The 12,290-nt window shown below is 55.0% G+C and carries 15 protein-coding genes; 4 read left to right on the forward strand and 11 right to left on the reverse strand.

The window, feature by feature from the left end; genetic code table 11:
* Positions 1 to 34: 34 nt before the first annotated feature.
* From trmB to CRO19_RS12510, 3 genes are all read left to right on the forward strand, one after another.
* A complete protein-coding gene (gene trmB, locus CRO19_RS12500) occupies positions 35 to 754 on the forward strand; it encodes a tRNA (guanosine(46)-N7)-methyltransferase TrmB (RefSeq protein WP_097096090.1) in 720 nt (239 codons plus the stop codon).
* Positions 754 to 1,080 (forward strand): YggL family protein, encoded by a 327-nt coding sequence (locus CRO19_RS12505; RefSeq protein WP_097096091.1) that lies wholly within the window; start codon positions 754 to 756, stop codon positions 1,078 to 1,080. The genes trmB and CRO19_RS12505 overlap by 1 nt, the downstream gene beginning before the upstream one ends.
* 102 nt (positions 1,081 to 1,182) lie before the next feature.
* A complete protein-coding gene (locus tag CRO19_RS12510; RefSeq protein ID WP_097096092.1) occupies positions 1,183 to 1,899 on the forward strand; it encodes a YggN family protein in 717 nt (238 codons plus the stop codon).
* A gap of 32 nt (positions 1,900 to 1,931) precedes the next feature.
* Here the strand turns inward: CRO19_RS12510 and hemW are convergent, their stop codons facing one another.
* Genes hemW through CRO19_RS12530 form a run of 4 tightly spaced genes read right to left on the reverse strand, consistent with a single transcriptional unit; the run spans position 1,932 to position 4,955 of the window.
* Positions 1,932 to 3,074 (reverse strand): radical SAM family heme chaperone HemW, encoded by a 1,143-nt coding sequence (gene hemW, locus CRO19_RS12515; protein WP_097096093.1) that lies wholly within the window; start codon positions 3,072 to 3,074, stop codon positions 1,932 to 1,934.
* Entirely contained in the window at positions 3,067 to 3,660 is a 594-nt protein-coding gene (locus CRO19_RS12520) for an XTP/dITP diphosphatase (RefSeq protein ID WP_097096094.1), read from the reverse strand. Before CRO19_RS12520 ends, hemW begins: the two co-directional genes overlap by 8 nt.
* A gap of 20 nt (positions 3,661 to 3,680) precedes the next feature.
* Positions 3,681 to 4,235, reverse strand: coding sequence for a YggT family protein (locus CRO19_RS12525; RefSeq protein ID WP_097096095.1), 555 nt, complete (start codon positions 4,233 to 4,235; stop codon positions 3,681 to 3,683).
* Between the two features lie 12 nt (positions 4,236 to 4,247).
* Positions 4,248 to 4,955, reverse strand: coding sequence for a YggS family pyridoxal phosphate-dependent enzyme (locus CRO19_RS12530; RefSeq protein ID WP_097096096.1), 708 nt, complete (start codon positions 4,953 to 4,955; stop codon positions 4,248 to 4,250).
* 16 nt (positions 4,956 to 4,971) lie between these two features.
* On the opposite strand from CRO19_RS12530, the gene CRO19_RS12535 reads away from it, so the two are divergent.
* Positions 4,972 to 5,964, forward strand: coding sequence for a type IV pilus twitching motility protein PilT (locus CRO19_RS12535; RefSeq protein ID WP_097096097.1), 993 nt, complete (start codon positions 4,972 to 4,974; stop codon positions 5,962 to 5,964).
* Between the two features lie 90 nt (positions 5,965 to 6,054).
* Here the strand turns inward: CRO19_RS12535 and ruvX are convergent, their stop codons facing one another.
* From ruvX to CRO19_RS12570, 7 genes are all read right to left on the reverse strand, one after another.
* The gene (gene ruvX / locus CRO19_RS12540) at positions 6,055 to 6,471 is read right to left on the reverse strand and encodes a Holliday junction resolvase RuvX (RefSeq protein WP_097096098.1); all 417 of its coding nucleotides are present in this window, start codon (positions 6,469 to 6,471) and stop codon (positions 6,055 to 6,057) included.
* Positions 6,471 to 7,034, reverse strand: a complete 564-nt coding sequence (locus CRO19_RS12545) for a YqgE/AlgH family protein (protein ID WP_097096099.1) — start codon at positions 7,032 to 7,034, stop codon at positions 6,471 to 6,473. The genes ruvX and CRO19_RS12545 overlap by 1 nt, the downstream gene beginning before the upstream one ends.
* An 82-nt stretch (positions 7,035 to 7,116) precedes the next feature.
* Positions 7,117 to 8,061: a glutathione synthase gene (gene gshB / locus CRO19_RS12550; RefSeq protein ID WP_097096100.1), complete on the reverse strand. Its 945-nt coding sequence runs from the start codon at positions 8,059 to 8,061 to the stop codon at positions 7,117 to 7,119.
* Between the two features lie 39 nt (positions 8,062 to 8,100).
* Positions 8,101 to 8,832, reverse strand: a complete 732-nt coding sequence (rsmE, locus tag CRO19_RS12555; protein WP_097096101.1) for a 16S rRNA (uracil(1498)-N(3))-methyltransferase — start codon at positions 8,830 to 8,832, stop codon at positions 8,101 to 8,103.
* A gap of 73 nt (positions 8,833 to 8,905) precedes the next feature.
* Positions 8,906 to 9,613, reverse strand: coding sequence for a deoxyribonuclease I (endA, locus tag CRO19_RS12560; RefSeq protein ID WP_097096102.1), 708 nt, complete (start codon positions 9,611 to 9,613; stop codon positions 8,906 to 8,908).
* Positions 9,614 to 9,704: 91 nt separating this feature from the next.
* Positions 9,705 to 10,217, reverse strand: coding sequence for a SprT family zinc-dependent metalloprotease (locus CRO19_RS12565; protein ID WP_141400239.1), 513 nt, complete (start codon positions 10,215 to 10,217; stop codon positions 9,705 to 9,707).
* A gap of 234 nt (positions 10,218 to 10,451) precedes the next feature.
* Positions 10,452 to 11,846, reverse strand: a complete 1,395-nt coding sequence (locus CRO19_RS12570) for a sugar porter family MFS transporter (protein ID WP_097096103.1) — start codon at positions 11,844 to 11,846, stop codon at positions 10,452 to 10,454.
* Positions 11,847 to 12,290 lie beyond the last annotated feature (444 nt).

Below are 12,290 nucleotides of genomic sequence, written 5' to 3' on the forward strand. Positions count from 1 at the left end.
GTTTCCCAGAACAGGCTAACCAGCAGGCTTCAACATGATTAATGACGTCATCACCCCAGAATTTGATGAGAACGGGCGGCCATTACGCCGTATCCGCAGTTTTGTGCGCCGCCAGGGGCGCTTAACGAAAGGACAGCAGCTCGCGCTCGATAATTTATGGCCGGAGATGGGCGTTGAGTTCCAGCCGGAACCGCTGGATCTGGTGACGCTGTTTGGTCGTGACGCGCCGGTGGTGCTGGAAATTGGTTTCGGCATGGGCGCATCGCTGGTGACCATGGCGCAGAATAATCCGCACCAGAACTTCCTCGGGCTGGAAGTCCATGCGCCGGGCGTTGGCGCTTGCCTGGCCTCAGCCAAAGAAGCGGGCGTTGAGAACCTGCGCGTGATGTGTCACGACGCGGTGGAAGTGCTGCAGAAGATGATTCCGGACAACTCGCTGCGTATGGTGCAGCTGTTCTTCCCGGATCCGTGGCACAAAGCGCGCCATAACAAACGTCGCATCGTACAGGTGCCGTTTGCTGAGCTGGTGATGCGGAAGTTGAAGCTGGGCGGCGTGTTCCACATGGCAACCGACTGGGAAGCCTACGCCGAACACATGTTAGACGTGATGAGCAGCATCGACGGATATAAAAATCAGTCGGAAAGTAACAATTACGTGCCGCGTCCCGAAACGCGTCCGTTAACCAAGTTTGAGCAGCGCGGGCAGCGACTGGGCCATGGCGTATGGGATCTGATGTTTGAGAGGGTGAAATAATGGCCGTACAGCGTAGCCGCCGTTTGCGTAAAAAACTGCATATTGATGAGTTTCAGGAATTGGGTTTCTCCGTGGCCTGGCGTTTCGCCGAAGGCACAACTGAGGAGCAAATTGATGCGACTGTTGATCAGTTCATTAATGAAGTGATCGCACCGAATGGTCTGGCGTATGACGGCAGCGGTTATCTGGTGTGGGAAGGTCTGGTTTGCCTGCAGGAAACCGGCAAGTGCACCGATGAGCACCGCGAGCTGGTGCGTAAATGGCTTGAGCAGCATAACCTTTCTGATATTCAAGTAACTGAACTCTTCGACGTTTGGTGGGACTAATCTTTAATGGTTGATGCGTGTTGGTGGCCATCAATGGCCACCTTACGAAATCCGTCGTAGGGTCGCCATTTTTGGCGACCTTTTTATTGTTCAGGAGATTTCATGGTTCGTAAGGCACTTATCGCCGCGCTGCTGCTGGCGGCAACTCAGGCTCAGGCTGCGTATGAATGTAGCGTTAAGCCACAGGATGATGTGATTGTTAAACCACAGAGCGTGCAGGTGGTGGGCAGCAACGGCAACCTTGAAATCACGCCGCAGGGCGATGTGCAGTTTAATGGGCAGAAGGTCAGCGTTGACAACGCAACGCGCCAGAAAGCCATTGATTATCAAACCGCGCTGCGTCGCGATTTGCCGTGGATCGACAGCGGCGCGACCTCGCGTCTGGAGCGTAGCCGCGTGGCGCTGGACAAAGTGATTGTTGAGAAGCTTGGCGCTAACAGCAACGTACGCAATCGTCTCACCAAACTGGATGGCCAGCTCAAGCAGCAAATGAACCGTATCATTGAGCATCGCCCGGATGGATTAACCTTCCATCATCAGGCCATCGATCAGGTGCGTGCAGAAGGCGAGAAGCTGGTGCAGAGCACATTGGGCGGCATCATGCAGGATAGCCTCAACGAGATGGGCAGCAGCCAGGCGGCGAACGGCAGCAATCCGCTGCAGGCCATCATGGGCAACCTTGGCGGCTTACAGCAATCGGTGCAGGCGGAATGGAACAAGCAGGAACAGGATTTCCAGAATTTCGGCCACGAAGTGTGTAATCGCGTCACCGTGCTGGAAGATCAACGCAAAGGGTTGATGCAGGGCGTTAAAGGTTAACAAAGCAGAAGGCCGGTTTCCCGGCCTTCTGTTTATTCATCTTCGCTTAAAAACAGCTCCAGCAGCGAGTTCAGGAACAGCTTCCCTTTCTCAGTAATCTGCCAGTATTCAGCACTTTCCACCACGTATCCCACCGCTATCGCGGCATCAATTTGCGGGCGAATCACCTGCTCATCCATACCGGTATAGCGACGGAAATCCGCGCGCGGAGCGGCTTCCAGCAGACGGAAACGGTTCATAAAGAATTCGAACGGTTTGTCGTTTTCCGCCACCTCGTGCTTTTTATCGAGATAATTGCCTTTCATAAAGCCGCGTGGATGGCGCGTTTTAACGGTGCGCACGATGCGGCCATCCGGCTGCGTCAGCTTGCCGTGTGCGCCGCAGCCAATGCCCAGATAATCACCAAAGCGCCAGTAGTTTAGGTTGTGCTCGCAGCGATAGCCGGGTTTAGCGTAGGCCGAGGTTTCATATTGCTGATAGCCAGCGGCGCTCAGCAGCTGATGGCCTTGCTCAAAAATATCCCACAGCGCGTCGTCATCCGGCAGTTGCGGTGGACGCGAGCCAAATAAGGTATTCGGTTCGATCGTCAGCTGATACCACGATAGATGCGGTGGATTGAGGGCAATCGCCTGGCGCAGATCGTCCAGCGCCTCTTCCAGCGACTGATCCGGCAAGCCGTGCATCAGATCGAGGTTAAAGCTGCGCAGACCTAAGCCTTCCGCCAGCTGCGCCGCGCGTACCGCTTCTTCCGGTCCGTGAATGCGGCCCAGACGCTCCAGCTTTTGCGGGCTAAAGCTTTGCACGCCAATCGAAATACGGTTAATCCCCGCGCGCTGATAACCGCTGAAGCGATCGGCTTCCACGGTTCCGGGATTGGCTTCCATGGTGATTTCTGCGTCGGCAGCCAACGGCAAACGCGCGCGTACGCCGTCCATTAGCATCTGCATCGCATTGCTGCTCAGCAGGCTTGGCGTACCGCCACCAATGAAGATAGTGCGCACCTCGCGCCCCGCGGTGAGCGGCAAATCCTGTTCGAGATCGTTCAGCAGGTGCTGCACATACTCTATGTGCGGCACCTCGCCTTTTAACGCGTGAGAGTTGAAATCACAGTACGGGCACTTCTGCACACACCACGGAATGTGGATGTACAGGCTTAACGGAGGTAATTCAGGCATTGCGCATCGCTTCCAGCAGCAGCGTCAATGCTTTACCACGGTGAGAGACGGCGCGCTTTTCGTCTTTACTCAGCTCAGCCGCCGTTTTACCTAATTCAGGGACATAGAAGATGGGATCGTAACCAAAACCGCCTTCGCCAGCGGCTGAGCGGGTGATTTCACCGGCCCAGCTGCCGTGAAACACCAGCGGCGTAGGATCGGCCGCATGACGCACATACACCAGCACGCAGTGGAACTGCGCCTGACGTTCAGCGTCCGGCACCTTTTCCAGCGCCACCAGCAGCTTATCCAGATTTTGCTGGTCGCTGGCGTCAACGCCCGCATAGCGCGCGGAGTAGATACCCGGCGCGCCGCCCAGCGCATCGACCGCCAATCCGGAATCGTCGGCAATGGCTGGCAATCCAGTGATAGCAGCCGCATGACGCGCTTTGAGAATGGCATTTTCGATGAAAGTCAGGCCGGTTTCTTCCGCTGACTCCACGCCGAGTTCAGTTTGCGCCACAATATCGAGTCCGAAGGCCGCTAACAGATCGGCCAGCTCACGAACTTTGCCCGGATTACCGGTCGCGAGAACAACTTTTTGCATAACAGTTCCAGATTAACGAATTACAGCAAATACCAGAGACCTGGGAACAGGTCCATGCCGAGGAAATTCAGCGCGTACAGCACCAGAATCACAATCATGGCAGAGAAATCGATGCCGCCCATCGCGGGCAGAATACGGCGAATTGGTGACATCAGCGGTTCAGTCAGCTGCAGCAACACCTGATCCATCGGGCCGCGCCCCTGGCTGATCCAGCTCATCAGCGAACGAATGATGATCACCCAGAACACCAGATAACCGGCGGACTTTATTAGCGACAGCAGGCCAACCAATAAATTGGTGGGGTCCACTGAGAACACGCCGACCTGAATCAGCAGCAGCAGCGGATATTTTAGCGTAGTCAGCACAAACGCCAGCAGCAGCGATGCAGTATCAATCGGGCCAATCGCCGGAATGATACGGCGCAGTGGCTTGATAATCGGTTGGGTGATCTTCACGACAAACTGCGCCAGCGGGTTGTAGAAGTCACAGCGCGACCACTGCATCCAGATGCGCAGCAGCAGCACCATCACGTACAAATCGATCAGCGTTTTGACTAAAAACGTCAGTGTTAACATGAGGTTCCTCAATTATTGTTGTGAAGGTCGCGCATAATCCCGCGCGCCAAAAACGGCGGTGCCAATCCGCACCATGGTGCTGCCCGCGGCGATTGCCGCGTCCATATCGTCGCTCATTCCCAGAGAAAGCGTATCGACGTCAGGATAATCCTGTTGTAAGGCATGAAACGCGGCGGCCATCTTTTCGCAAACCGCCAGCTGACGTGCGTATTCTGTTTCTGGCGCTGGTATGGCCATCAGTCCTCGCAGGCGCAGATGCGGCAATGCGGCGATGTGCTGCGCCAGCTCCGGCAGCGCCTCCAGCATGATGCCAGATTTGCTGTTTTCGTCACTGATATTTACCTGAATTAACACGTTGAGCGGCGGTAACGACGCCGGGCGCTGATCGTTCAGGCGCTGCGCGATACGCTGTCGATCAACGGTATGGCACCAGGCAAAGTTTTCCGCCACCAGACGGCTTTTATTGGATTGTAACGGACCGATAAAGTGCCATTGCAAATCAGGATGTGCGGCCAGTTCGGCCACTTTTTCAACCCCTTCCTGCACGTAATTTTCACCAAACGCGCGTTGCCCCGCATTGATGGCTTCTGCGACCGCGCTCGCAGGCTTAGTTTTGCTCACTGCAAGCAGCGTAATTTCTTCTGGCGCGCGCCCGCAACGTGCGGCGGCAGCGGCGATACGCTCACGCACTTGCTGTAAGTTGTGCTCAATGGAAGTCATAGTCAGGAGAAGTTAAATGGAGTTGGATGAAATGGTGGCGCTTAGTGTAAAGCATAACGCCGCCGATCTGCACCTTTGCAGCGGACATTTGCCGCACTGGCGCCGACAAGGCGTGCTGGAGCCGATCCCGCAGCAAAGCGAGCTAGCAGGCGGCTGGCTGGAAAGCGTTATGCAGCAGTGGCTCACGGCACCGCAGCAGGCCGAGCTGGAGGAAAACGGCCACGTAGACTTTGCCATGACGCTGACCAGCGGCGTGCGACTGCGCGCCAACCTGTTTATGCAGCGTCACGGTTTATCGCTGGCGCTGAGGCTAATTGCCAGCAGTGCGCCGGATCTCAACAGCCTGCATTTGCCCGAAGTGGTGAGCCAGCTATTACAGCTGGAGGAGGGGCTAATTTTGATTACCGGCGCCACCGGCAGCGGCAAATCCACCACGCTGGCAGCGATGGTGGATAGCCTTAATCGCCAACAGGCGCGGCACATCCTGACGTTGGAAGACCCCGTCGAGTTTGTTCATCACAGTCAGCGATCGTTAATTCAGCAGCGCGAAGTAGGCGCGCACTGCGCCTCGTTTCAACATGGGCTAAAAGCCGCGCTGCGCGAAGATCCCGATGTGATTCTGCTTGGTGAACTGCGTGATAGCGAAACCATCCGCCTGGCGCTTACCGCGGCAGAAACCGGCCATTTAGTGCTGGCGACGCTGCATACGCGTGGTGCAACCCAGGCGGTGGATCGGCTAGTAGACGTGTTTCCCGCCGAGGAGAAAAACCTGGTGCGTACCCAATTAGCGGGCAGCCTTAAAGCGGTGCTGGCGCAACGTTTAGTGCCAGCAAAGGCGGGCGGACGCATTGGTTTATTTGAAGTGCTGGTGGCGACGCCGGCGGTGGCGAACCTGATCCGCGAAGGGAAAATGCACCAGTTGCCTGGCGTATTGCAAACCGGTGCGCAGGCCGGGATGCAAACCTTTGCCCAGAGCGAGCAGGCGCGTCAGCAGGCGGGGATGATTTGAACAGGGGTTGTAGCGGTCGCCATGAATGGCGACCCTACGAAAGTCACCCGTAGGGGGCGCATTTATGCGCACCTGGTTTTTGAATGCGTTTTAATGCGTATCGAACCAATCTTCGAGAATAATCACCGCCGATTGGGAATCGACCTGGCCTTTTTGCAGCGCACGAAAACCACCGCGTTCAAACAGGTCGGCACGCGCCTCAACGGTGCTCAGGCGTTCGTCCTGCAGCTCGACGCGTACGCCAAAGCGACCGTGCAGGCGATTGGCAAACTTACGCGCGCGCGCGGTGAGTTCTTGTTCGGTGCCATCCATATTCAGCGGCAATCCAACCACTACATAATTGGGTTGCCACTCTTTCAGCAGCTTTTCGATCAGGTTCCAGTCTGGCGTGCCGTCTTGCGCTTTCAGGGCCGTCAGCGCCCGCGCAGTGCCCGTAAGCTGCTGACCAATGGCAACGCCGATACTTTTGGTGCCGAAATCGAAGCCCAGTAAGGTTTCACTGGCCATCAGGCGTGCCCTGCATCGGTGGCGATATTGTGTATATCCACGCCTAAACCGCGCGCGGCTTCGCGCCAGCGCTCCGCAATGGGCGTCTGGAACAGAATGTTGGTGTTAGCCGGTGAGGTGAGCCAGGCGTTCTCCAGTAGCTCATCTTCAAGCTGACCTTTCTCCCAGGCACAATATCCCAGCGCGACCAGTACGTTATCTGGCTGCGAAGTGGTCCCGATCGCTTCCAGCACATCACGCGAGGTGGTAATGACGGTGGTATCGGAAATACGAATGCTTGAGGAGTAGATGCGCTGCGCGGAGTGCAGGATAAAACCACGATCCTCCGCCAGCGGACCACCGGCAAAGACCGGCTTATCCAGTTTGATGGCAGGGTCACGTTCGGATGCGCTAATTTTAAGCTTTTTAAGAATGCCTTCGACCGTCAGGTTTTCCATTGGTTTGTTTACGATCAAACCCATGGCGCCATCTTCATTGTGCTCGCAGATATACACCACGGAGCGTTTGAATAGCGGGTCCTGCAGCGACGGCATCGCAATTAAAAAATGATGCTGTAAATTCATTATCACTCGTATACCAAAAATAACCGACGCAGCCGCGACAGCGCCGGTTTTGGGTGTTCACGGAGCTCGCACTCCGACGGCATCAGCCCAGGCGTTTCTCAATGGCATCCATCAGCATGCCAGTGATTGATATCGGGAACGCGGCCTCGATTTCACGTACGCAGGTTGGGCTGGTTACGTTAACTTCAGTCAGTTTATCACCGATGATATCCAGGCCGACAAAAATCAGCCCTTTGGCTTTGAGCGTTGGACCGACGCGACGCGCGATTTCCCAATCGCTATCGCTGAGCGGACGCGCTTCACCTCGTCCACCGGCGGCCAGATTACCGCGTGTTTCGCCACCTTGTGGAATACGCGCCAGGCAGTAAGGCACCGGTTCGCCATCCACCACCAGCACGCGTTTGTCACCCTCTTTAATCGCCGGCAGATAGTTCTGCGCCATGCAGAAGTTCTGGCCGTGATTGGTCAGGGTTTCGGTGATCACGCCAAAGTTCGGGTCATCCTGCTTCACGCGGAAGATGGACGCGCCACCCATGCCGTCCAGTGGTTTCAGGATCACATCACCGTGCTCCTGCCAGAAGGCGCGCAGCTGCTCTTTGTTGCGCGTCACTAAGGTATCTGGCGTCAGGTCGGCGAACCAGGCGGTATACAGCTTTTCGTTGCAGTCGCGCAGGCTTTGCGGTTTGTTGACGATCAGCGTGCCTTGCTCTTCCGCGCGTTCCAGCAGGTAGGTTGCGTAGATAAATTCGGTGTCAAACGGCGGATCTTTACGCATCAGCACGACGTTGAGATCGGCCAGCGGAATAAGCTGCTCGTTACCAAAGGTGTACCAACTCTCGTAGTTCTGCTCAACGCTGAGCAAACGGGTGCGCGCGTAAGTCACACCACCGCGCAGGGAGAGATCGCTCATCTCCATGTAATGAATTTCGTAACCACGGCGCTGTGCTTCCAGCAACATGGCGAAGCTGGTGTCTTTTTTAATGTTGATGGACGAAATAGGGTCCATAACGATGCCAAGCTTGATCATTATTCTCTCCTCAAAGGGGTATTCAACCAAAAGTATCGCTTAACCGAGGTCGCCAAACCTCACCTGAAGTGCCGTGATGGCGGTGAGCGCGGTGGTTTCGGTACGTAACACGCGTGGTCCGAGCAAAATATCGGTGAAACCCTGCTGCGCCGTCATGGCAATTTCATCGGCAGATAAGCCGCCTTCCGGGCCAATCAGCAGACGAAGGCGCTCAACCGGCTGCGGCAGCGTATTAATGCTGTGGTTCGCGCGCGGATGCAAATTCAACTTCAGGCCTTCATCGGCTTCCGCACACCAGGCAAGCAGCGTCATCGGTTCGCGAATTTCTGGCACGCGATTGCGGCCGCACTGTTCACAGGCGGCAATCGCAATTTTCTGCCATTGCTGAATCTTTTTTGCCAGTCGCTCGGCATCCAGCTTTACGCCGCAGCGTTCAGAAAACAACGGCGTAATCACATTCACGCCAAGTTCGATCGATTTCTGGATGGTGAATTCCATTTTTTCACCGCGCGACATCACCTGGCCGAGGTGCAGATGCAGCGGGGATTCGCGGTTATCCGCCTGACTGGCAAGGACCCTTACTTTTACACGCTTTTTATCAGCCTGGGTGATTTCAGCGTGAAAAGTCAGATTACTGCCATCAAACAGTTCGATCTGCTGACCGGCCGTCATGCGTAGCACGCGTCCGACATGGTTAGCGGCGTCTTCATCAAGGAGGACTTCGCTGTTAACTTCGAGAGGTTCGGGATGATAAATGCGAGGTATACGCATGCGGTTCCTGCCAGCGTTATGCCGTGTCAGCGGACACGGCGCAATCGAAAAAAGCTAGTGTAGGGTAGCGCTTTCAGCGCTGGCAAGCCTGCTGAACGTAGGAATTATGATTTCCCTGTATTTTAGCGATGCGATTATCGCGCTCACACTCCCACTGCGTCACCGGATATTGCTTATCCCAGGCGGTGAAAAGCTGGGTTTGCTGACGTGACAGGCGCAGATGATATTGATCGCGCATATAGAAGTAAGTACGGGCAATCGCTCCGCGTGCCCGCTCTGGCGGTTGCGCCAGCTTCTGCTTGAAATCGATTTTCATGCTGCACTGGCCATACTGTTGCTCGCCCCCGTTCCACTGGCTGTACTGGAAGTTATTGCGATCGCCATTCACTTCGCCAATCGCCGGTTGCAGATTATGCAAATCGCTCTCGATACGGCGGTAATCGGCATCTTTACTGCAGCTTTTACGTCCGCCGTTCTGCCAGCACTGGCGCTGATGGCCGAATTCCCACGCCGGCATAACATGCTCCCACTCAATGCGCTCGGCGCGATTGGCGTTCTTACGCACGCTGTAGCCGCAACTGCTCAGATCCGGTACGCCTTTTTTGCCGTGCCAGCTGATTTTGCAGCCGCAGTAGAAGTCCGCGGGTGCATCAGCATTGATTTGTGCGGCATAGGCTTTGGCCTGCTGAAAGTTGTTTTGATGATAATTAGTGAAACTGAGGCTATAAGCACTAAGCGGAGCAACTAATAGGGTAAGAAACAGCAATGTTTTGCGAGACATATTCCAAAAATTAACCTGGTCCTGAAAAAGGGCGGCAGGGTAACAGAATGATGACGAACGGGATATGAGATTTCAGGACTAGGTTGCTGAGCTATGTTGCTAAAAACTCACCGGGTTGCAGCAGGGATTTGCAGTGTACGCAACGATATTCGCTTTCGCCGCGCAGCACGCGGTTGTGACGACGCACAGTCAGCTGGTGCTGCTGACAGCGGCAGCGATAGGGGAACGTATTGCTGCGCACCGAATCGATTTCAAACTGGTGGGTACGACGTGCCGGGACACCGAGTACGCTCTCCATCATCCATTTCCACTCTTTGCCGTGCGGGGGCACGCGGCCAAAGGTTTTCCACACCAGCAGATGCGCCAGTTCGTGCGGCACCACTTCATCAACAAACGCCTGTTGGTTCTCCAGCAGCAGCACAGGATTAATGCGGATTTCCCACTTTTCCAGCCATGCGGTGCCCGCCGCCGTGCCGCGCTGCTGATAAACCAGGTTTGGCTCATCAAAGCGACGCTCAAGTTTTTCATTCGCCAGCTGTAAAAAATGGCGCAGCGAGCGCATGACGGCTTGTTGTATGGCGATGGGAAGGCGCGGTGTTTTCATGTGGGGCAGCATAAAAGGTTGCAGCAGTTGAATCAACTTGTAGGGTCGCCATCAATGGCGACCTGGTGTTTGGTTAAATGTGAAGCGGTCGTCATAAATGACGACCCTACGAAAATTCCGCACCATAAACGTAGGGGCGCCATTTATATGGCGACCGCACGGTTATGTGGCGCGATGCGCAGTCCAAACAAAAAAGGGCTGCCCGTTGGCAGCCCTTGCATTCGCTTAGCGGGATTATTTCTGCCCGATATCGCGCAGTTTCTTGCCTGACATCAGATTGCGTTCGATGTGTTCCAGCGAGACGTTTTTGGTCTCTGGAATCAGCGTCAGCGTCAGCAGAATGAAGAATACGTTCAGACCGGCGTACACCCAGAAGGTTGGTGCATTGCCCAGCGTATTCAACATGGTCAGGAAGGTGGCACCGACAATCATGTTAGCAATCCAGTTGGTCGCGGTAGACACCGTAATACCAAAGTCGCGACCTTTCAGCGGCTGGATTTCTGAACACAGTACCCAAATCAGCGGACCGGCAGACATCGCAAAACCAACGATGAACATCAGCAGCATCGCAATAGCGAAGTACTGCGCTTCCGGCGAGTGAATGCCAATGTGCAGCATGGTACCCAGCACGCCCATACCGACGGCCATGACCAGGAAGCCCAGCAGCAGCGTAGGCTTACGGCCCCAGCGATCCACCAGACCAATCGCGATAAAGGTGGCCAGCACGTTCACCAGACCGACAATCACCGTGCCCCACATTTGTTGTGTGGTGTTGGCAAAGCCGGCGATTTCGAAAATTTTCGGCGCGTAATACATGATGACGTTCATACCGGTGAACTGCTGCATGACCTGCAACAGCACGCCGAGGAACACCGCGCGGCGGAAATTGCTGTTGCTCTGGAACAGCTGCCAGCCTGACTGTTTAATCTTCAGGCTTTCACGGATTTCATCCAGTTCGCGTTTTGCTTGTTCGCTGGTATCACGCAGACGCGATAACACGCGTTCAGCACTGCGGAAATCCCCTTTGGCGGCCAGCCAGCGTGGGCTGTTCGGCAGGAAGAACACGCCAATCAGCAGCAACACGGCAGGAATGGTGATAATGCCGAGCATCCAGCGCCATGCGCCAGCGTCACTGAACGCGGTATCGGAGAGATACGCGGCCAGAATACCGATGGTGATCATCAGCTGGTAGAGAGAAATCATACTGCCGCGAATTTTCTCCGGAGCGATCTCAGAGAGATACAGCGGAGCGGTATAGGACGCGACACCCACCGCCAGACCGAGCACCACACGTGCGGCGATCAGCATTTCTGGGCTGGTTGCACCCGCCGACCACAGCGAACCAATAACGAACAGAATGGCACCCGCCATCAGGCTCTTTTTACGACCCAGACGCGATGACATCCAGCCGCTACCAACCGCACCCACTGCAGCACCAAACATCATTGAGCTGACAATCCACTCTTGCTGGTGCGCAGTAACGTTAAAGTCTTTCGCGATGAAAGGCAGAGCACCGGCGATAACGCCGATATCCAGACCAAACAGCAAGCCGGCCAGCGCCGCTAAAAAGCAGACGAACAAGGTCATGACCTTATTCGACGTTCTGCCCTTGTGATTATTATTAGGCATGATGCCTCCAAAGTTTATCCATCGTTGTTGTTATCAATGTTATGAAACCTGTCAGCGGAAAAAAGTGAGAGCGATCACACCAGTGTAATCGGTTACACACGCCGGAACCCTGCAATCCAGCATTTTCCGCCCGAAATAGTTACGTAACCAGTAAGGTATAGCACCCTTTAAGTTTCTGACATCGCACTAATTATCGGCTATCAGACGACGCTGAAAATAACGCATTTTCACAGCAATAACTACGCTGAAAAATCTCTAAATTGCCGATTGTTAAAGGATTTCAAAATGTAATCGTTAACACTAAGTTGTAAGCGGGGTGAAAGAAGTGTAGACGCTAGTTGAAAAGGAACAATGTGCCTTAAATCGGAGGGTGAGGTGGGAAGTGATAGGGTGGTCGCCATAAATGGCGACCCTACGGTAATAGGGGAATCCCTCATTTGATGC

The organism is Candidatus Pantoea floridensis (genome assembly GCF_900215435.1).
GTDB lineage: Bacteria > Pseudomonadota > Gammaproteobacteria > Enterobacterales > Enterobacteriaceae > Pantoea > Pantoea floridensis.

Excerpts from the sequence above, each read along its gene's own strand:
- rsmE (WP_097096101.1), bottom strand. The coding sequence starts at position 8,832 with ATGCGTATACCTCGCATTTATCATCCCGAACCTCTCGAAGTTAACAGC.
- CRO19_RS12530 (WP_097096096.1), bottom strand. The coding sequence starts at position 4,955 with ATGACTTCCATTGAGCACAACTTACAGCAAGTGCGTGAGCGTATCGCC.
- gshB (WP_097096100.1), bottom strand. The coding sequence starts at position 8,061 with ATGATCAAGCTTGGCATCGTTATGGACCCTATTTCGTCCATCAACATT.
- ruvX (WP_097096098.1), bottom strand. The coding sequence starts at position 6,471 with ATGGCCAGTGAAACCTTACTGGGCTTCGATTTCGGCACCAAAAGTATC.
- CRO19_RS12545 (WP_097096099.1), bottom strand. The coding sequence starts at position 7,034 with ATGAATTTACAGCATCATTTTTTAATTGCGATGCCGTCGCTGCAGGAC.
- trmB (WP_097096090.1), top strand. The coding sequence starts at position 35 with ATGATTAATGACGTCATCACCCCAGAATTTGATGAGAACGGGCGGCCA.
- CRO19_RS12525 (WP_097096095.1), bottom strand. The coding sequence starts at position 4,235 with ATGTTAACACTGACGTTTTTAGTCAAAACGCTGATCGATTTGTACGTG.
- CRO19_RS12565 (WP_141400239.1), bottom strand. The coding sequence starts at position 10,217 with ATGAAAACACCGCGCCTTCCCATCGCCATACAACAAGCCGTCATGCGC.
- CRO19_RS12570 (WP_097096103.1), bottom strand. The coding sequence starts at position 11,846 with ATGCCTAATAATAATCACAAGGGCAGAACGTCGAATAAGGTCATGACC.
- endA (WP_097096102.1), bottom strand. The coding sequence starts at position 9,613 with ATGTCTCGCAAAACATTGCTGTTTCTTACCCTATTAGTTGCTCCGCTT.
- CRO19_RS12535 (WP_097096097.1), top strand. The coding sequence starts at position 4,972 with ATGGAGTTGGATGAAATGGTGGCGCTTAGTGTAAAGCATAACGCCGCC.
- CRO19_RS12510 (WP_097096092.1), top strand. The coding sequence starts at position 1,183 with ATGGTTCGTAAGGCACTTATCGCCGCGCTGCTGCTGGCGGCAACTCAG.
- CRO19_RS12505 (WP_097096091.1), top strand. The coding sequence starts at position 754 with ATGGCCGTACAGCGTAGCCGCCGTTTGCGTAAAAAACTGCATATTGAT.
- hemW (WP_097096093.1), bottom strand. The coding sequence starts at position 3,074 with ATGCCTGAATTACCTCCGTTAAGCCTGTACATCCACATTCCGTGGTGT.
- CRO19_RS12520 (WP_097096094.1), bottom strand. The coding sequence starts at position 3,660 with ATGCAAAAAGTTGTTCTCGCGACCGGTAATCCGGGCAAAGTTCGTGAG.